Genomic DNA, 18,053 nt, shown 5'->3' on the forward strand with positions numbered 1-18,053 from the left:
GGCAACAGTGCAAACGTCCCGGAAAAGTATCGGTCTTGTCGGCGCCGTCGCCATCGGGATCGGCGGCATGGTCGGCGGGGGGATCTTTGCCGTACTGGGCGAAGCAGTCTCCCTCTCCCGCGGCGCCACCCCGCTGGCCTTCCTCTTCGGCGGTGTCATCGCGCTGCTGACCGCCCTCTCCTATGCACGGCTCTCCGTTGCCTTTCCCGGGCGCGGGGGAACCGTCACCTACATTGACAAGGCGTTCGGCAACACCCTCGCCTCGGGCAGCGTCAACCTCATGCTCTGGCTCAGCTACCTTGTCACCATCGCCCTCTACGCCGTCGCCTTCGCCGCCTATGCCCACACCTTTTTTCCCGACGGTCCGCCGCTGCTGCGGCATATCCTGATCTCGGCGGCCATCGTGCTGCCGACGGCCATCAACCTTGTCAGTAGCACCTTCGTCAGCCGTTCGGAGAGCTTCATCGTCGGGATAAAGATGCTGCTGCTCGCCGTCATTATCGTTTCCAGTCTCCCCTACCTCCAGGCGGCCCCTTTCGAGCCGCGCCACTGGGGACCCCTCTTCTCGATCGTCTCCGCCGGAATGATCATTTTCGTCGCCTATGAGGGGTTCGAGCTCATCGCCAACGCCTCCGAGGACATTGCCGACCCCAAGCGCAATCTTCCCCGCGCCTTCGTACTCAGCGTCCTGATCGTCATCGCCCTCTATGTGCTCATCGCCGCGGTGACGGTCAGCACCGTTCCCGAAGCGGTGCTGGAAAAGGCCAAAGATTACGCCCTGGCCGTCGCGGCGCAACCGGCACTGGGACACGGAGGGTTCATCCTCGTCGCCGTCGCCGCACTGCTGGCGACCTTCTCGGCCATCAACGCCACCATCTACGGCAATGCCCGCCTGGGCTATACCCTCGCCAAAGATGGCCGTCTGCCCGAAGCCTTCGATGCGGAACGGCGAAACGAACCTTTCATCGGCATTCTCGCCACCATGGCCGCCGCACTGCTGATCGCCAATACCTTCGACCTGACCGAGATCGCCATCATCGGCAGCGCCGGTTTTCTGCTGATCTTCGCCCTCGTCAACGCCGCGGCGCTGAAACTGGCCGAGGCGACCGGCGGCAACCGTTTTCTGCACCTGTCAGCCCTGCTGCTGAGTGCATGCGCACTGGCAATACTGCTTTATCATACCTGGGAGGAGAACGGCCGTGCCGTCATAATCTTCGGGGGGTTCATCGCTCTGTCGGTCCTCTTCGAGAGCCTCTACGGACGGAGGGTTCGGGGGCACTTTCTCGATCGCCCCTATTGAGGGAATTTGAAGCACGTTTGCCCCCTCACATGCAAGATGATGTGACGGGACGAGCGTGTTGTAGGAGGTTTGCTTTAGGCCTCGAGACGGGCGATGGCCCGGCGGAAGGCATCGAGGTGGCTTTCGCTCCCCTCTTTGAGGTTTTCAAAGACCGACACCACATCCTCGGGCATCCCGGCGGCCGCCGATTCCAGATCGTCCAGGTCCGTCAGCTCGATCAGTTCGCCGACTTTCAGCCCTTCCAAGCGTGAGATATTCCCCTGCGCGACACAGGCGTCGTAGAGATTTTGCAGCGCCGGAAGCTCGAACACACCGACAGCGTCAAGGTCGACATAGGAGATATCGATCCCATAGCTTACACACAGTGCTCCGACGGCTTCGATATGGCTCTGCTCGGAGAGCTGGATCAATGCGAATGTGCTCTCTTCCGGGTAGCGTTCCCCCAGTGTGATGTAGACGTCGCGCGCCACTTTCTCTTCTTGGTAGATATAAAACAGCGTATCGCGCTGATCATCGCTCAAAACCGGATCGGTATCGCTCTTCGCACTCCCGTTTGCGTGCAGCACCGTCGCGCCTCCTGCCAAGAGCACTGCCCCCGTTTTTGCCACTTTACCGAGAAACTCGCGCCTCGCATTAATCATAAAAACTCCTTATATGTGATGGCGCATTGTAATGGGGAAGTGTGAGTGGAATGTGAGGGCACTTTATCCCTGAATCTTGGGATCGGCACCATAAATGATACGCCGGAAGAAATGCCTATAATTCAATCAAACTGTTTAGAAAAAAGGTATAAATTGAAGCAAAAAAATCGGTGCTTTGTCCGGGGGTGTGTTCACGGAGCGATCCGACCCGCCGTCAGAGACGCTCGCTCCCCTGTCTCGCATGCTGTATCGTCGGGGCAAAGGCCTTGGTGCTCACCTGCACGGTTTGACCGACTTCGAACTGTGCCGCCTCCTCTTTGTCGCAGACGACTTCGACGATCTGCTGCCCGATGGCCACGACGGCGATGTAGATGACGTCGGCGCGAATAATGTCAAGCAGCTCACCTTCCAGGGTGAACTTCTGGCTGCCGCTGGTCCGCAGCAGCACCTCGCCTGGGGTCCCGTCATGCACGATACGCCCGTGTTCAAGGACCACGACCCGCTCCGCCAGACGGTAGATCTCGCTGGGATCGTGGCTGACCATCACCGTCGTCGTGCCGAACGCCTTGTGCAGGGTAAGGATGTCATGCTGCAGCTTCAGCCGCATGGCAGGGTCCAGTGCGGAGAGCGGCTCGTCCATCAGCAGCAGTTTCGGACGGTTCATCAGGGCGCGGCAGAGCGCAACGCGCTGCTTCTGCCCGCCGCTGAGCGTCCCCGGAAGACGCTCTTTGAGCTCGAGCAACCCCGTCATCTCCAGTAAGATGGCGGCATGGGCGCGGTCGTTGTTGACGTAAAGCAGGTTCTGTTCGACGCTCATATTCGGAAAAAGCGCATAGTCCTGGAAGACGAAGCCGATCCCCCGTTTCTGCGGCGGCAGCATGGTCTTTTTGCCCAGCCACGTCTCGCCGGCGACGCTGATCTCCCCTTCCGCACGCTCCAGGCCGGCCAGCAGCCGCAGCAGCGTCGTCTTCCCGCTCCCGCTCTGCCCCGCCAGTGCCACAAAACTCTTTTCCCGGATGGAGAGCGCGATATCCAGCGGCATGTCGCCGCTGCTGCCCTGCAGCATTTTATGGATGTTCAGTTCGATCATCACGCCACCCCGATCCGGCGGTTCTGGCGCTGGTTGAAGAGGTAGACCCCCAGCAGCACCACGAAGCTGAGCGCCACCATGATCGCACTGTAGATATGTGCCGTGGTGTAATCCATCACCTCGACCATCTCGTAGATGGCGACCGAAGCGACCTTGGTTTCGCCGGGGATGGAGCCCCCGACCATCAGGACGACCCCGAACTCGCCGACCGTGTGCGCGAAGGTGACAATAAGCGCCGTAATCAAGGCCGGCTTGATGTTGGGCAGCGCCACGCGCAGCAGGGTCTCCGCCTTTCCCTTCCCGCTGATGTAGGAGGCTTCGAGCATGTTCTTGTTCAGCGCCTCGAAGCCGCTTTGCAGCGGCTGCACCATAAACGGAAAAGAGTAAAAAACGCTGGCAATGACAAGCCCCGTAAAATTGAAGACGAGCTTGATGCCGAAGGTCTGCTCGAAAAAGGCTCCCAGCGGCGAGTTGTACGAAAGCGCGTAGAGAATGTAAAACCCGAGCACCGACGGCGGCAGGACAATCGGCAGGGAGGTGACGGCTTCAATAAAGGGCTTGCAGCGGCACGCCGTCTGCGACAGCCACCATGCGACCGGCAGCGCCACGACAAAGAGGATGAACGTCGTCACACCCGCCAGTTTGAACGACAGGATAAAAGGGCCGAAATCAATCGCTTCCATCTGTCTCCCACCGCGCCGTCAGGTCGGCCATGCCCGCCTGGTAGGGGCTGCTTGTGACGACCCCCTCCACGCCCGATGCGGCGTAATCCGCCACGTTGGCCGGGTTGATTCCCCCCGCGGCCAGGATGGTCGCACCGGGATGGTTTTCGCGTTTGTAGGCCACAAGCTCCTGCAGCGTTTCGGGACCGCACTTATCCATCTGGATCACGTCCGCGCCCAGGGAGAGCATCCGCTTGGCATCGTCGAGGGATTCGGACTCCACCGTCAGTTTCTTCTCGACGCAGCGCTGTTTGAGCTCCCGCAGCGCCGCCTCGAACGCCGCGCTGTCTTCGTAGAGTGCGCGGTGCTGTTCGAAAACGAGTACCGTCTCCGAGAGGCCGAGCCGGTGCGGCATCGCCCCGCCGCACATCAGGGCGCGGGTGGAAAAGCGCTTGGCGAAGGGGAAACTTTTGCGGGTAACAAGCAGTTCGCAGTGCGGGTTGACCGCATGCGCCCTTGAGAGCATCGTCCGGGCGCGCGTGGCCATGCCGCAGGCGTATTCGAGCAGGATCTGGCAGAGTCGCCACGCGCTGTGCAGCGTCTCATGATCCCCGCGCAGCTCCAGCAGCACGCTGCCGGGCGCCGCGACGCTCCCCGAAGGGAAGCTGCTTTGCGCCTCGCACCCCAGGAGTTCGCCGATGCGTACCGCCTCTTCGGTGCAGGCCGCGACGACCTCGTCGCGCGTCAACACCTTCAATGTCGCCCGCTGCGGCGGCAGTGCGAGCAGCTGCGTCGTCAGATCGAAATAGGGAAGATCCCCCCTGATGTACTCCCAGAGCTCCGGGTCCGATAGCCGGTTCATGTCTCTCCTTTTTCAACGATCTCCAGGATGGAGAGATCGCTTGCCTTGATCAGCGCCGTGACGCTGTCGCCCTGATGCAGCGCCATCGTCTCGGCGGAATCGCGGGTGATGATGCTCTCCATCCGTGCCGGGCCGACACGGAGCGTTACGCTGCACAGCAGCGCCCCCGTCTCAACCGTTTCGATCACCGCTTCGAGGCGGTTGGAGATGGAGAGGTGCCCGTCAAGCTGCTTGGCCAGGGCCACATGGGAGGCCTTGGCCCCGAGGATCACCCGCGTGCCGACGGCAATGGGACTGGTCAGCCCCAGGGCCATCATCCGCATAGGCTGACCGTCCGCGTTAAACGAGACGACGGTGATGTTGTCCCGGCGTTCGATCCTGGTGATATAGGCTTCGATCCGGTTCACTCGACGATGTATCCGTAGTGGCGCAGGATCGTCTTGGCTTCGTCGCTCAGCATAAAGTCGTAAAAGGCTTTGTACTCCGCACTCTCACCCGCATATTTAAGCAAAACAATCCCCTGTTTGATCGGCGTATAGAGTGCCGGATCGACACTCGTCCAGTTAACGTTTTCCTTGTATTGTGCCATTTTCGGGCTGTAAAGGGAAGATTTCGCGATGAAACCGACGTCCGCCGCCGTCAAGGCATACGTCACCGTCTGCGAGATCGACTCGGCATAGACGAACTTCGTTTCAGCGGCATCATAGACGCCCCCTTTTTGCATCGCCTCGACTGCGGCGGTGCCGTAGGGGGCCGTTTTCGGGTTGGCGATGGCGATCTTGCTCACGGAGTTGTCCGCCACCAGGGCGATCCCCTTGGAGAAATCCATCGGTTTCGCGCTGAGATACGCCAGGGCGCCCTGGGCGTAAACGACCGGCTTGGTCACGGCGATGCCGTCGGCATAGAGCGATGCGGGGTACTTCATGTTCGCCGCCATGAAAAGCCCGTAGGGGGCGCCGTTCTTGATCTGTGCCGTCAGCTTCCCGCTGCTGCCCAGCGTGACCTGGACCTTTGTATCCGGGTAGTGCTTCGCGAAGACCGTCTTGAGTTCATCGATGGCGTAGCTGACGTTTGCCGCCACGGCAATGTTGATCTCGCCGGCAATGGCGGAGAAGGACAAAAGCAGTAACAAAAATGTCTTTTTCATCATAACAGGTTCCTTTATTTCGCGATCATAACGTCGCTGGCTTTGACAATGGCGATCACGTCACTGCCCAGTCCGATGCCCAGTTCGGCCATGGATTCGTTGGTGATGATGGAGGTCAGCAGATCGCCGCTCTCCAGCTGGATGATGAGCTCCGTATTGACCGCCCCCTGGATCACCTTCTCCACGCGGCCCGCCAGCTTGTTGCGGGCGCTGATCTTCGGCATGCCTCCCGTCGCGATCAGAACGTGCGACGCTTTGAAAAAGGCGCGGACCACATCCCCCACGGCCAAGTCGAGGCTTTCGACACTCTCAATCGTAATGATGGCGCTGAGCGTCGTCCCTTTCGGCGCGCGCAGCGCGATCTTGGCGTTGACCGCCCCTTTGTTGACGGAGAGCACCCCCGCCTCGATCTGGTTTCTGGCACTGATTTTCATTTTTTGTTCCTTCTTTCTTATTTGGCAGGTTTAGCGATCATCATGTCCGAGGCTTTGATGATCGCGACAACGGGCATACCCGATTGCAACTCAAGGTTTGAAACGGCGTCGTCGGTCACGGTCGCGCTGATGCGGTCCCCGCCGCCAAGCCGGATCCGCACTTCCGCATTGACAACGCCGCGGTGGATGGTTTCGATCGTCCCTTCAAGCCGGTTCCGCGCGCTGATGGGAATGGCCCATCCCGTGGCGACCAGCACATGCGAGTCTTTGAAAAATGCGATTACCCTGTCCCCCTCCTTGACGCAGAGCGTATCAGAGGCGTTCCCGGTGATCGAAGCGAACATCAAGGTCCCCTGCGCCGTTTTGAGCTCCAGCAGCGCACTGACCCCGTCCCGGCGCACCGCGACGATATCGGCATCGATCTGGTTCCGTGCACTGATCATCATGCTCTGTCCTTTAGAAGAGGTAGTTGAGCTCGAAGCGGGCATCCAGGCTGTCGGCATCCGGTTTTTCGGTGTCGTTGTACCCCAGGCGCAGCCGCCACTGCAGGTCGGCCAGCATGGGCAGGTTCTGCACGAATCCGAGGTAGTAGTAGTTCTCGTCATAGTACCCCTTCGACTCGTCCGCATCGGTATGAAGAATAGAAGCCTGCACGAACAGGTCGGTAAAGACCCCGGTTTTGTTGGCGGCGCGCTGCAGCTCGACGCGGTAGCTCTTCGTATTGGCCATCCAGTTGTAGCGGGCCATCGAGCGGGTATACCCCGCCGTCGGGAAGCCCCGCCACGGGGTGATCAGGTCCGCTTCGTCGAAGACCTGGGTATAGCCGAAGTTGAGCTTGTACTTGCCCAGCTGCGCCACGAGCCGTGCGGCCACCATCTGGGCATCGAGAGAATCGGCCTCTTCATAGCCGCCGGCCGCGCCGCTCTGGCCCGCCAGTTTGCCGCTGTACGCTGCGCCGCCGACCTTGCCGGCGCCGTTGTCGAACTGCTTGATGTAGCGCACACCGGGCGTCAGCGATATGCTGCCGAGGCTGATCTTGTAGTTCGCCTCCGCCATCACTTCGCTCACGAGCTCCGGGACGATATAGAATGACGCGTCGAGTTTAAGATTGGCAATCGCCGTATTGTGCAGGTCCCCCGTGATCAGCGGCGCGTCGGTCGGCTTGCCCGCCGCTTTGAGCCGCGTATAAGTAAGCCCCTTATGCATCGCGGAGTCGTCATTCTCACTCCACTCCGGACGCTCGGAGCTGCTGCTGTTCGCGTCGCCGTACATCAGAACCGAGTGCGCCTGCGTATGGTCGCGCAGCTTCTGTTCGGCGAGGTAGGCCACGCGAAGCGCCGTCGCCGGGACCGCTTTCGTATCGATGACGATGCCGTCAAAGGTGTTGGGGATCATTTTCGTGTCGTTGGACTTGGTATAGAAAGTCTCCACCAGCTGCCGGCCGACGGCAATGCGGGTTTTGGGGATGCCGCTGTAGGCGATGTACGCCTGGCCGAGTGCGCCCATCCCCTTGTTGCCCGTATTGACGTAATCGTAACGGCTCAGGACATCTTTGCCCGGTTTCAGCGTACTGACCGGATCTTTTCCGTCATCGAAAAAGGCCTGGGAGTAGTAAAGCCCCATGCCGAAATCGAAGCCGCCGTAGCGCGCACTGCGGTAGACCAGCGAACCGCCGAGGGCACTGATAAGATGGCTGTTCTGCTTGGCCGTCTCTGTCTGCCACTTGTAGTAAAACGTATTCGAACGCAGGCGGGCGTAAAACTCCCCCTCGCTGAACATCCCTGTAAAACTCTCCGCCGCTCCCGGAACAGCGTTATATACCAGTGTATAGTTCGAATTCAGCGCCTGTTTCGGGGCATCTGTATCCGCCGCGTGGAGTGAAACCCCAAGAACCCCCGTCAATACGGCACTTATCCAGCCTGTCGTTTTCAATGACTCTCCTTTTGTCACGCTGTTTTCGTAGCGTTATTTTCTATAAAACATAACGATGTCTGCAAGGTCTATTCTCTAAAAATTGGCTCAGAAGCACGAATAAAGCGGAAAAATGCGACAAAACATGACAAAAGTGTTATATTCTTAAAAATATAACGGTATCGTAGATGAAGTTGCCTTGCCCCCTGCTTAAGGAAGTGTACGCCCCCACACACATCGTCTTAGGACGAAGGGAGAGCGTTTATACTATAGCTAAAACCATCCGGACGGTAGCGTATGCAGCTAGATCTCACCCGCGGCAGTATCCGAAGCCATATCAGGACCCTGGCGGTGCCTGCATGCATCGGCTTTTTTTTCCACACCCTCTTCAACATCACCGACACCTACTTTGCCGGGACAATCTCGACCCAGGCGCTGGCGGCCCTCTCCCTCTCCTTTCCGATCTTCTTCATCATCATCTCTCTTGCCGAAGGGATGAGCGAAGCGGTGACGGCCCTCGTCGGCAATGCCCTGGGAGCGGGTGAAACGGCGCAGGCGCACCACCTTGCGCGCAACGCACTGCTCTTCGGGGGCCTGCTGGCCATTGCACTGACCGCCGCGGGGTTTGCCGCCGCTCCGGCACTGATGGTCTCGCTCGGGGCCCGGGACGCCTACCTCGCCGAAGCGCTGGCCTACATCAATGTTATCATCGCCGGTACGGGTCTCTTCGTCTTCACCTTCTTTCTCAACGCCCTGCTCAACGCCGTCGGGGACACCGTCTCCTTCCGCAACGTGCTCATCGTCGCCGCTGTGATCAACGTCGCGCTCGACGCGTGGTTCGTGCGCGGCGGGTTCGGCGTCGCGCCGATGGGCGTCACGGGCATCGCCCTGGCCACGGTCATCATCGAATCCATGAGCGCCGCCTACCTCTATTACCGCCTCAAGACCAAACCCGTCTACCGCGGCAGCGCGCCGTTTCGTTTCGACCCCGCTGCCCTCGGCGAGCTGATACGGCAGGGGATCCCCCCCAGTGCCAACCTGGCGCTGATGGCCGCGGGCATCTACATCATTACCTATTTCGCCGCACCCTACGGCCAGGAGGTCGTTGCGGCCTACGGCGTGGGCATGCGTATCGAACAGATCATTCTGATGCCCGCCGTCGGGCTCAACGTCGCGGTCCTCGCCATCGTCGCCCAGAACAGCGGCGCCCGCCGTTTCGAACGTATCGGAGAGACCGTCGGCCGCTCCCTCTTCTACGGTGCCGTCGTCGCCCTGATCGGCGGTATCGTGCTCTTCGCGGGCGCCGGAACGGTGATGGGCGTCTTCAGCGACATCCCGGACGTCATTGACGAAGGCGTGCTCTACCTGCGCGTCGAAGCCTTCCTGATCTACCCCTTCGTCGTCATCTTCACCTACGTCGCGATGCTCCAGGGGGTCAAACGGCCCGCGTTTATCTTCTACATCAGTCTCGCCCGGCAGGTCGTCGCCCCGCTGATCGTCCTCTGGGTCCTCGCCCGTATTGCGCCTGCGGCCCTCTCCGTATGGCTCGGCGTCGGGGGCGTCGTCATCACCGCCGCCGTCGTGACATACTGGTATGCGCGCCGCATCCTCACCGACCTCTCCCGCGTCCCGCTCTGATACCCTTTTATCCACCCAGAATGATGAAAAATTCATCATTCTGGCATAGACTTTGCACTAAAACTCATCTACAATGCCCGGCGTGAATACGATTTGACCACAGACATTTTATTTTCTCCTTATCCCTCTCCACGGTGCGGTTGCGCCGGAGCGGAGAACTTGGCAATTTTACGAAGGAGTTTCCATGCAGAATCTTGTTTCCATATATGAAGAGAATGCCGACCTGATCCAGAAATTCATCCTTGCGTCCATCCAGCGGATCGGACTCATTCATCTGACGGAAAAGAACGTCAAGCACATTTTTAACGTCTTCCCGAGCCTGGAATTGGCCTATGAAACCGACGAAGGGTTCGCCCAGACTTCGGCCAACTACAGCCGCCACAAAAGCGATACGGCGGCCGTCGGCGCGGACCGGAGCTATCTCATCGACGAGAGCAAGCTCGTCGGCGACTACTATTTTCATGAGCCCTACCTCTCCACAACGACGGGGCATCTGTGCATCACCATCGTTTACAAAACGGCCAAAGGGGGGTATATCCTGCTGGATTTCCAGCTGCGCAACCTCCTCGAGCGCTTCATGCTGATCGAGAACAACGGTGGGCTCAAAATGACCCACCGTACCCTCTACGGCATTATCGGAGGGGGGCTGCTGCTGTTGGGGATCTTTGTCGTTCTCTACGGACTCTTCAGCTTCGGCCACTACCTTATCGTCGAGGATGTCCTCTCGCTGGAGATGTTCTTCAAACCCGTCATTGCCCTCACCCTGGGACTGGCCGTGTACGACCTTGGCAAAACGATCGTCGACCAGGAGGTGATGCCCAAAACCCAGAAAGTCGACGAGGGGATCAAGGTGAAGACCCTGCTCAACTTCTCCGTCTCCATCCTCATTGCCCTGATGATCGAAGCCCTGCTGGTCGTCTTCAAGATCTCCATCTCCAACTACCACGATCTCCCCTACGCGGCGTCGCTGATCGCGGCGTTGGCCCTGCTCTTTTTTGTCTTCTCCTACTTTATCTACATCGTCAGGAAAAGCGGGAGCGCCCCGGAGATCGAGTAGGCCTCAGTAGGCGTCAAAAAGGGCCTGGATATGCGCGGCGTCGTGGGTCGCGAGGTAGAGCGGCCGCCGCTGCCCGTGGCGGACGCGTTCGTCAAAGGTCTCCGTTTCCCGGCGGTAGAAAATGCCCAGCGGGAACGGCCCGCCCTCCATCGCCCGTGCCATCGCCGCACCGATGTCGGCCGTGTCATGGGAAGCGTCCAGCTCATAGGTATGCTCCCCGAACCAGCCGAAGGTGTTGATCTTGTTGAAGGTCACGCAGGGCTGGAAAATGTCGACGAGGGCGTAGCCCCGGTGCAGGAAAGCGGCTTTGAGCACGCGCCTGGCGTGTTCGGGGTTGCCGATGTTGACCCGGGAGACGAACCCCGCCCGCAGCGCCAGCGCCACGGCGAGGGGGTTGAAGGGCTCGTTGCCGACCCCGTCGACCTGCACCTTCGTTTCCATCCCTCTCACACTCGTCGGCGACGCCTGCCCCTTGGTCAGCCCGTAGATCATATTGTTGTGAACGATATGGACGATATCGACGTTGCGGCGCACGGCATGCAGGAAGTGGTTGCCCCCCTCCCCGTACATATCGCCGTCGCCCCCCTCGGCCACAACGGTCAGTTCGGGGTTGGCCGCCTTGACCGCCGTCGCGACGGGAACGGCGCGCCCGTGCAGTACCCCGAACATATTGACGTCGACGTAATAGGGTGTCTTCGCCGCCTGGCCGATGCCCGAAACGATGACGACGCTGCGCCCGTCGGCATTCAACGCATCGAGTACCTCGCGGATCAGCGTCAGAATGCCGAAGTTCCCGCACCCCGGGCACCAGCCGATATCTGTATTTTCACGTTCAAACGGTTTCATGAGAGCTCCTTTAATTGGGCACCGAGTTCCTGCGCCAGCTGGTCGGCAAAGAAGGCGAAACCGTTGCTCTGCAGGATGCGCCGGTCGACCCCGACGCCGTGCAGCGCCAATTGCTCCGCGAAGGCGCCGTCGGCGTTGTTCTCGACGACGATGCGGTAGTCGTACGTCTCCAGGAAGGCGAGCTGTTCTGGGTTAAGCGGATGTACCCAGGCAAAGTGGACCTGGCAGGTACGCTCGTCTCCCAGACGCGCCAGGGCCTCGGCAACGGCGCCGCGGCTCGAGCCCCAGCCGATCACCGCGATGCTCCCCGCACCGCGCACTTCCGGCGCCCACGCCTCGGCCACGATCCCTTCGGCCTTTCGGGCCCGCTTGGCGACCATCGCCTCTCGGACGCGGAAGTCCTCGGTGATCTGCCCCCTTGCGTCGTGTTCGTGCCCGTCGCTGCAGACCAGCCCCTCGCCGCCGCCCGGGACGGCCCGGGGGCTAACGCCCGAGGGGGTGTCGGCGTAACGGTTGTACGTTTCGGATGCCGGTGCAATGTAGCGGCGCTGTTCGAAGGCAGCGAAATCGATGTCGCCGGTCATCGCCATCGTATCGGCGAGGTACTGGTCACTGAGCATGATGACGGGCACCTGCCACCGGTCGGCCAGTTCAAAGGCGAGATGGCCCAGTTCAACGCATTCGTGCAGCGAACCCGGGGCGAGAATGATCCGCGGGAAGGGGCCGTGGCCCGAGTGCAGCGCGAGGTTCAGGTCGCCCTGTTCGCTGCGGGTCGGCAGCCCCGTCGCCGGGCCGGGCCGCTGGGCCAGGTAGACGACGGCGGGGGTCTCCGTCATTCCCGAGAGGCTTATGCCCTCTCCCATCAGCGCGAACCCGCCCCCCGACGTCGTCGTCAGCGCCCGTGCACCGGCGTACCACGCCCCCATCACGAGGTGGATCGAGGCAATCTCGTCCTCGCTCTGTTCCACGGCGATCTCGAAGCGTTTGGACATCCCCGCCATAAAGTTCAGCACCCCCGTGGAGGGGGACATCGGATAGGAAGCGACGAAGTTGCACCCCCCGGCGAGGAAGCCGAAGCCGCAGGCGGTCGTGCCGTCCATCAGGTGCAGGGCGGCGGCCCCTTCGGGATGGGAGTGCGGCAGCGGCGGCAGCGGGGGATGCTGAAGAGTACGGCCCACATCGGCCCCGGCCTCCGCCGCGTGAACATTCCCCTCGTCCCGCGCGAAACGCGCCTGCACGCTGGCGTTCAATGCCTCCGTTTCAAGGCCCAGCATCCCGTAGACCAGCCCGGCGGCATAGGTGTTGGCGTAGCGCGGGTCGCCCAGCCGCTGCGCCTCGCGCTGCATCGCAACGGCAATCGCGCCGGGCGCCTCCGACGCAAAACGCTCGTCGGTCAGTACGACCGTCTGCGCGCTAAGGCGCGGCGCCGCGTGGGTCAGGGCCAGGGCGTCAAGCGCGATAAAGAGGTCCACCTCCCAGCAGGGTGCTTCCAGCGGGGCGTCGGCGATACGGATAAGCGTCGTATTGCTCCCCCCGCGTACCCGGGACATGAACTCCTTGCTCGAATAGACGTAGTAGCCGCTGCGGACAAAGGCGTCGCTGAGCACCTTCTCCAGGGTGTCGATCCCCATGCCCGCCGCCCCGCCGATCAGGATGGAGAGGCTCTGCCCGGTTTCGGGCGGGGTTGGGGACGCCGGCACATGCCGCTGCAGCGGCGGCATGGAAGGGTCGGCGGCGAAAGGGACCTCATACCGCCCGGCCGAGGGCAGCTTCGCGTTCATCTCCGGCAAAGGCGTTGGCACGGATGCCTTCACGGCGGCGGGCACGGGGGCCTCTTTCGCCTGGGGATAGGGCATGCTCTCGCCCCAGGTGATCTTGCCGCCGTAGTAGCCCAGCACGATCACCCCCGCGCCCGTCAACAGGACGATCGCATGGTAGGTAATGCCTTCGGCCGACATCGTGTAGACGATGCCAGGGGCTTCGAGATAGAGCATGATCGCGACGACCCCCGCCAGCAGCATCGCCACGGAGAGCACGATTTTGACGGCAAAGGGACGGCGCCACGTACCGCCGTAATTGATCCGCCAACTGATCAGCCCCGGTACCATTGCAACCACCCCCATAACCGTCGCCGCCAGGAAAGTATAAAAGACGGCAGCGGCATAGAGCGCGGTCGGTACGGCGAAAAAGAGCAGGTCCATCAACGCTGAAAAGAGGTGCAGCGCTATGGGGAAGTGGACGGTCATCGGGTGGGGGTGGTAGCGGCGGTAGAGCGCCTGCCAACGCCGGCGGCGCTCTTTGTTCGCGTCCGGCGGCGGCGAATCGGCCCGGGCCTTCTGTTCCGGCTCCGCCTCCAGCGTGCCGACGACGCTGTAGCGTTCAAATACCTCATCTCCGTGCGGCGCGCCTTCAAGCATCGGCGTGAGGTCGCGCCCCGCCTGATGCATCCCCTGGTGGTTCCCCTCCGCCCACATCGGGCTCTCCGACACGTCGTAGATCTTCCCTTTGTAGGCGACATAGGCGGGTCTTCCGTCGCGGCCGTCGTAGGCCGCAAGTTCACGCGGTGTCATGGCCTCCTCCTTTCGCTTCGCTTTTCGCGGAGGCCGTCACGCCTGCTTACGTGGCGGTCGTTTCGTTTGCCTGCATCGTATCGACATAGTCGCAGACTTCGCTGTCCTCATTGCACGGCTGGCTGTAGCCGGCGATGGGGTCGTTCTCCTCCGCGGCAAGGTTGTCGGAAACGAAGCGCCAGTTGATCAATGTCCACCAGTTCTCCAGGTACTCCGGCCGGGCGTTGCGGCGGTCAATGTAGTAGGCGTGTTCCCAGACATCACAGACCAGCAGCGGCCGACGCCCGTAACGTACGGGCGTATCCGCGTTGGAGGTCGTTTCAATCACGAGGGTATTGTCATTTCTGAGAACGAGCCAGGTCCACCCGGACCCGAACAGCCCCGCCGCCGCAGCAAGGAAGGCACCTTTGAACCCTTCCATGGAGCCGAAGTCGCGCTCGATCATCTCGGAGAGCTCCACCGACGGTGCCGTGGTCTCGGCGGAGAGGCCCAGCCAGTAGAAGTCGTGGTTGAAGACCTGCGCGGCGTTGTTGAAGACACCGTTCTGTGCTTCGCGGATGATCTTGAGCAGCGGCGCGTCTTCGAGGGGGGTCCCCTCGATCAGGCCGTTGAGCTTGTTGACGTAGCCGGCATGGTGTTTTCCGTAATGGAATGACACCGTTTCGGCAGAGATATAGGGTTCCAGCGCCGTCTCTTCGTACGGCAGCTTCATCAATTCAAATGCCATATTATGCTCCTTTGATTGGGCTCGCTTGTATTATCATAACTTATCGAGGTAAAGGGATGGGAAGGAAATTGTTTTAGCGTCCGGATAAAGCCTGCCTTCAGAATAAGCAGACCGCCCGGGCGCGGGGGAACCAAAGAGTGTATACTTCCGTCAAAAAAGACCCGTCCAGTGAAGCAGTTCCTCTCCCAGACCGACCGCGGCGTGCTCTTCATGCTGCTCAGCGCCCTCATCTCCGCCCTCAACGGGGCCGTCGCCAAGCTGCTCGGCGACGACCTGAGTGCCCTGGAGATCGTCTTTTTCCGGAACCTCATCGGGGTGCTTATTATTCTCGCGATGCTGCGTCACACTCCCCCGACCCTGCCCGGCGGCAAACTCCACCTGCTTTTGCTGCGCGGCTTTTTCGGCTTCAGCGCGATGATCCTCTTCTTCTATACCATCACCGTCATCCCGCTGGGTGAAGCGATCACGCTCAACAAAACCTCCCCGCTCTTCGTCTCCGTCCTTGCCTTTTTCCTGTTGAAAGAGCATCTGAACCGTTACGCGCTCAGCGCCCTCTTCATCGGCTTTACCGGGGTTCTGTTCATCTCCAAGCCGACGGGGATGCTGATGGGGTACGAGCACTTCCTCGGCCTGCTCGGCGGTTTCTTCGCCGCCTCCGCCTATGCCACCATCAAAACGATCCGCCACGTCTACGACACCCGCGTCATCGTCCTCTCGTTCATGGGGGTGGGTACCCTCGTCCCCCTGCTGCTCTTCGCCCTCGCCCCCTTCGTCAGCGCGCCGGATGCCCTGGCCTTTCTCTTTCCCGCGTTCTTCTGGCCGACATCGCCGAAGGTGTGGGGGCTGATCGCCTTCATGGCCCTCATCTCCACCCTCTCGCAGTGGCTGCTCACCAAAGCGTACAGTTTCAGCAAAGCGGGCATCATCGGGGCGGTGAGCTACACGAACATCCCCTTCGCCGTCGGGTTCGGCATCATGCTCGGCGACGGTTTCCCCGACGCCGCCGTCTGGCTCGGCATCGCCATGATCATCGCCGCCGGACTTCTGGTCAAAAAAGGATAAGAAATGCACCAAGAGCACATTGTCATTCTCGGCGGCGGTTACGGCGGCCTGCGGGCCGTCGAACATCTCGCCGGCGACCCGCGTTTTCGCATCACGCTGATCGACCGCCACCCCTACCACTACCTGCAGACCGAAGCCTACGGCTATATCGCCGGGCGTTTCGATATCCACGACATCACGATAGACCTGGCAAACTGGTGCCGGGGATTTGGCGACCGTGTCACCTTTAGGCAGGCCGAGATCACCGGGGTCGATCCCGAAGCGCGGGAGGTCGTTTTGGAGCAGGGGCGTATCGGCTACGACAGCCTTATCATTGCCACCGGGGCGCGCACGAACTTCTTCGCGTTCATCAAGGGGCTGCGTGAAAACAGCTACGGGGTCAAGAACCTCCAGCGCGCCTTCGCCTTCCGCCAGACCTTCGAACAACTGGTCTACACCAAGGTCGAAGAGCACCGCGACCCGGCGCCGGCCGAGCTGCAGATCGCCATCGGCGGGGCGGGGCTCAGCGGCGTCGAGATCGCCGCGGAGATGGCCGACGTCATCGAAAAACACCACAAGACCCTCGGTACCAATGCAAAGAAGATCAGGATTACCCTTATCGACGCGGCGGACACGATCCTGCCGGGGATGAGCAGCTATATCGTCAACCGCACGGCAAAGCGCCTGGAATCGCTGGGAATCCGGATCCTGACCAACGCCTTTATCGACCGGGTCGAAGACGGTGCCATCCATCTCAAAGACGGCACGGCTCTCCCCTACCGTTTCATGATCTTTACCGGAGGGATCATCGCCAATACACTGCAAAGCGACGCGCCCCTTGAAACGAACCGGCTGGGACAGATCGTTCCCGATGCCTATTTGCGCCTCTCCCCCCATATGGACGTTTACGCGGTCGGCGACTGCGTCGAACTCAAAGACGCGAAAGGCACCCTGCTGCCGCCAACGGCCCAGACGGCGGAGAAGAGCGCCGAGTACGTCGCCGCCTCCATCCGCAAACGCCTGAACGGCGATCCCGTTGCCCCTTTTCATGCCAAGGTCGACGGCGTCTTTGTCGCCCTGGGCGGCCACTACGCGGTCGGCGAGCTCTTCGGCATCATCCGCGTCAGCGGCTACACGGCCTACCTGCTGAAAAAACTGATCACCAAGGGCTACTACCTTGGCCTCAAACTGCGCATCAACACTGGCTTCAAAAAACGTACAGAGGCCTGAACCCGTCAGATGACGCTGACGGGCAGGTAGAAATCGAGGTCGAAACGCTCGTCGGCTTCGAGAAAATGGTTCCGGCGGTAGACGACGTAGGGCGGCAGGGTCTTCGCTTCGAAGCCGCTCTCAGGCAGCCAGGTATGGTAGATGTAGCGGATCAGGTTCGGCACCTCGCCGTAGCGCCCCTGCATCGTAAAGCGCGCGCAGAGCGATGAGGGGATGACGAAGCTGGAGACGGAGCCCGAGACCTCGAAACCGTCGGGAATCTCGATGGCGGCGACGTAGGCGCACTCCTCCAGCGGCACGATCGAGGGGTTGTCGTGGTGCAGCCCGATCTGCCGGGACGCCTCCAGGCCGTGCTCTACCGCGTAGGCGTAGAGCCGCCGCCAGACGTCGCCGATGGAGCGGTTGTAGCCGCGGTGGCGCATGTAGGCGACACGGATGGCGGGCATCTTGACGATCTCGGGCCTGAGGCCGGTCAGATCCGACGCGATCCGCGGCAGGTTGCCGGAGTAGCGGATATTCTCCTTTGAAAAGTCAAGATAGCCCCCTTCGCGCCACTGCGTCGGCGTCTGCGCGTAGCGCTGCCGGAAGGCCCGGATAAAGGCCGAATGCGTGCTGTAGCCGCACTGCTGCGCGATCATGGAGACCTTCTCGGTCTTGTTGACGATGAGCAGGTTCGCCGCCTTCTGCAGCCGGATGGACTGCAGCGTGTCGTAGAAGTTGCGCCCCGTCACCTCCTTGAAGATCCGGTGGAAATGGTAGACGCTCGTGCGGTTGCGCTCTGCGAGCACCTCCAAGGTGATCGGTGAATCGATATGACGGTAGATGTAATACAGCGCGTCGTTAACGACGTGGGCGTGGTGGCGCAGCGTCTCTTTCTTCATACGATAATTTTAGCAA

The 18,053-nt window shown here is 61.0% G+C and carries 18 protein-coding genes; 5 read left to right on the top strand and 13 right to left on the bottom strand.

Annotation, left to right across the window (positions count from 1 at the left end; genetic code table 11):
• Positions 1 to 7: 7 nt before the first annotated feature.
• Positions 8 to 1,300: an APC family permease gene (locus ACM66T_RS09300; RefSeq protein ID WP_416768449.1), complete on the top strand. Its 1,293-nt coding sequence runs from the start codon at positions 8 to 10 to the stop codon at positions 1,298 to 1,300.
• Between the two features lie 74 nt (positions 1,301 to 1,374).
• On the opposite strand, the gene ACM66T_RS09305 is transcribed toward ACM66T_RS09300, so the two are convergent.
• From ACM66T_RS09305 to ACM66T_RS09345, 9 genes are all read right to left on the bottom strand, one after another.
• Complete coding sequence (locus ACM66T_RS09305; protein ID WP_231018690.1) at positions 1,375 to 1,941, bottom strand: DUF2202 domain-containing protein; 567 nt, start codon at positions 1,939 to 1,941, stop codon at positions 1,375 to 1,377.
• A gap of 214 nt (positions 1,942 to 2,155) precedes the next feature.
• Positions 2,156 to 3,031, bottom strand: a complete 876-nt coding sequence (locus ACM66T_RS09310; RefSeq protein ID WP_231018692.1) for an ABC transporter ATP-binding protein — start codon at positions 3,029 to 3,031, stop codon at positions 2,156 to 2,158.
• A complete protein-coding gene (modB, locus tag ACM66T_RS09315; protein ID WP_231018694.1) occupies positions 3,031 to 3,714 on the bottom strand; it encodes a molybdate ABC transporter permease subunit in 684 nt (227 codons plus the stop codon). Before modB ends, ACM66T_RS09310 begins: the two co-directional genes overlap by 1 nt.
• Positions 3,701 to 4,555 (bottom strand): ModD protein, encoded by an 855-nt coding sequence (modD, locus tag ACM66T_RS09320; RefSeq protein WP_231018696.1) that lies wholly within the window; start codon positions 4,553 to 4,555, stop codon positions 3,701 to 3,703. The genes modB and modD overlap by 14 nt, the downstream gene beginning before the upstream one ends.
• A complete protein-coding gene (locus ACM66T_RS09325) occupies positions 4,552 to 4,962 on the bottom strand; it encodes a TOBE domain-containing protein (RefSeq protein WP_416768453.1) in 411 nt (136 codons plus the stop codon). Before ACM66T_RS09325 ends, modD begins: the two co-directional genes overlap by 4 nt.
• A complete protein-coding gene (gene modA, locus ACM66T_RS09330) occupies positions 4,959 to 5,702 on the bottom strand; it encodes a molybdate ABC transporter substrate-binding protein (protein ID WP_416768928.1) in 744 nt (247 codons plus the stop codon). The genes ACM66T_RS09325 and modA overlap by 4 nt, the downstream gene beginning before the upstream one ends.
• A 14-nt stretch (positions 5,703 to 5,716) precedes the next feature.
• A complete protein-coding gene (locus tag ACM66T_RS09335; RefSeq protein WP_231018708.1) occupies positions 5,717 to 6,136 on the bottom strand; it encodes a TOBE domain-containing protein in 420 nt (139 codons plus the stop codon).
• Between the two features lie 17 nt (positions 6,137 to 6,153).
• On the bottom strand, positions 6,154 to 6,582 hold the full coding sequence (locus tag ACM66T_RS09340) for a TOBE domain-containing protein (protein ID WP_231018710.1): 429 nt from the start codon (positions 6,580 to 6,582) through the stop codon (positions 6,154 to 6,156).
• A 10-nt stretch (positions 6,583 to 6,592) separates the two neighbouring features.
• A complete protein-coding gene (locus tag ACM66T_RS09345) occupies positions 6,593 to 8,068 on the bottom strand; it encodes a hypothetical protein (RefSeq protein WP_231018717.1) in 1,476 nt (491 codons plus the stop codon).
• 276 nt (positions 8,069 to 8,344) lie between these two features.
• Between ACM66T_RS09345 and ACM66T_RS09350 the strand changes: the two genes are divergently transcribed.
• Together ACM66T_RS09350 and ACM66T_RS09355 are read left to right on the top strand one after the other, a co-directional pair.
• Entirely contained in the window at positions 8,345 to 9,685 is a 1,341-nt protein-coding gene (locus ACM66T_RS09350; RefSeq protein ID WP_231018718.1) for an MATE family efflux transporter, read from the top strand.
• Between the two features lie 184 nt (positions 9,686 to 9,869).
• On the top strand, positions 9,870 to 10,742 hold the full coding sequence (locus ACM66T_RS09355) for a hypothetical protein (RefSeq protein ID WP_416768456.1): 873 nt from the start codon (positions 9,870 to 9,872) through the stop codon (positions 10,740 to 10,742).
• Positions 10,743 to 10,745: 3 nt separating this feature from the next.
• Here ACM66T_RS09355 and ACM66T_RS09360 read toward each other — a convergent pair whose 3' ends face one another.
• Genes ACM66T_RS09360 through ACM66T_RS09370 form a run of 3 tightly spaced genes read right to left on the bottom strand, consistent with a single transcriptional unit; the run spans position 10,746 to position 14,885 of the window.
• Positions 10,746 to 11,588 carry a thiamine pyrophosphate-dependent enzyme gene (locus ACM66T_RS09360; RefSeq protein WP_416768457.1) on the bottom strand — a complete coding sequence of 281 codons (843 nt, stop codon included), beginning with the start codon at positions 11,586 to 11,588 and terminating at the stop codon, positions 10,746 to 10,748.
• Positions 11,585 to 14,158 carry a 2-oxoacid:acceptor oxidoreductase subunit alpha gene (locus tag ACM66T_RS09365; RefSeq protein WP_231018721.1) on the bottom strand — a complete coding sequence of 858 codons (2,574 nt, stop codon included), beginning with the start codon at positions 14,156 to 14,158 and terminating at the stop codon, positions 11,585 to 11,587. The genes ACM66T_RS09360 and ACM66T_RS09365 overlap by 4 nt, the downstream gene beginning before the upstream one ends.
• A gap of 46 nt (positions 14,159 to 14,204) precedes the next feature.
• A complete protein-coding gene (locus tag ACM66T_RS09370; RefSeq protein WP_283949352.1) occupies positions 14,205 to 14,885 on the bottom strand; it encodes a superoxide dismutase in 681 nt (226 codons plus the stop codon).
• 168 nt (positions 14,886 to 15,053) lie between these two features.
• Between ACM66T_RS09370 and ACM66T_RS09375 the strand changes: the two genes are divergently transcribed.
• Together ACM66T_RS09375 and ACM66T_RS09380 are read left to right on the top strand one after the other, a co-directional pair.
• Positions 15,054 to 15,947, top strand: a complete 894-nt coding sequence (locus tag ACM66T_RS09375) for a DMT family transporter (RefSeq protein WP_416768458.1) — start codon at positions 15,054 to 15,056, stop codon at positions 15,945 to 15,947.
• Positions 15,948 to 15,950: 3 nt separating this feature from the next.
• Entirely contained in the window at positions 15,951 to 17,156 is a 1,206-nt protein-coding gene (locus ACM66T_RS09380; RefSeq protein ID WP_416768459.1) for an NAD(P)/FAD-dependent oxidoreductase, read from the top strand.
• Between the two features lie 5 nt (positions 17,157 to 17,161).
• Here ACM66T_RS09380 and ACM66T_RS09385 read toward each other — a convergent pair whose 3' ends face one another.
• A complete protein-coding gene (locus tag ACM66T_RS09385; protein WP_416768460.1) occupies positions 17,162 to 18,037 on the bottom strand; it encodes an AraC family transcriptional regulator in 876 nt (291 codons plus the stop codon).
• Positions 18,038 to 18,053: the final 16 nt, after the last annotated feature.

It is taken from the genome of Sulfurimonas sp. ST-25 (genome assembly GCF_048079205.1).
Classification (GTDB): domain Bacteria; phylum Campylobacterota; class Campylobacteria; order Campylobacterales; family Sulfurimonadaceae; genus Thiomicrolovo; species Thiomicrolovo sulfuroxydans.

Excerpts from the sequence above, each read along its gene's own strand:
- ACM66T_RS09305 (WP_231018690.1), bottom strand. The coding sequence starts at position 1,941 with ATGATTAATGCGAGGCGCGAGTTTCTCGGTAAAGTGGCAAAAACGGGG.
- ACM66T_RS09310 (WP_231018692.1), bottom strand. The coding sequence starts at position 3,031 with ATGATCGAACTGAACATCCATAAAATGCTGCAGGGCAGCAGCGGCGAC.
- modB (WP_231018694.1), bottom strand. The coding sequence starts at position 3,714 with ATGGAAGCGATTGATTTCGGCCCTTTTATCCTGTCGTTCAAACTGGCG.
- modD (WP_231018696.1), bottom strand. The coding sequence starts at position 4,555 with ATGAACCGGCTATCGGACCCGGAGCTCTGGGAGTACATCAGGGGGGAT.
- modA (WP_416768928.1), bottom strand. The coding sequence starts at position 5,702 with ATGAAAAAGACATTTTTGTTACTGCTTTTGTCCTTCTCCGCCATTGCC.
- ACM66T_RS09335 (WP_231018708.1), bottom strand. The coding sequence starts at position 6,136 with ATGAAAATCAGTGCCAGAAACCAGATCGAGGCGGGGGTGCTCTCCGTC.
- ACM66T_RS09340 (WP_231018710.1), bottom strand. The coding sequence starts at position 6,582 with ATGATGATCAGTGCACGGAACCAGATCGATGCCGATATCGTCGCGGTG.
- ACM66T_RS09350 (WP_231018718.1), top strand. The coding sequence starts at position 8,345 with ATGCAGCTAGATCTCACCCGCGGCAGTATCCGAAGCCATATCAGGACC.
- ACM66T_RS09355 (WP_416768456.1), top strand. The coding sequence starts at position 9,870 with ATGCAGAATCTTGTTTCCATATATGAAGAGAATGCCGACCTGATCCAG.
- ACM66T_RS09360 (WP_416768457.1), bottom strand. The coding sequence starts at position 11,588 with ATGAAACCGTTTGAACGTGAAAATACAGATATCGGCTGGTGCCCGGGG.
- ACM66T_RS09365 (WP_231018721.1), bottom strand. The coding sequence starts at position 14,158 with ATGACACCGCGTGAACTTGCGGCCTACGACGGCCGCGACGGAAGACCC.
- ACM66T_RS09370 (WP_283949352.1), bottom strand. The coding sequence starts at position 14,885 with ATGGCATTTGAATTGATGAAGCTGCCGTACGAAGAGACGGCGCTGGAA.
- ACM66T_RS09380 (WP_416768459.1), top strand. The coding sequence starts at position 15,951 with ATGCACCAAGAGCACATTGTCATTCTCGGCGGCGGTTACGGCGGCCTG.
- ACM66T_RS09385 (WP_416768460.1), bottom strand. The coding sequence starts at position 18,037 with ATGAAGAAAGAGACGCTGCGCCACCACGCCCACGTCGTTAACGACGCG.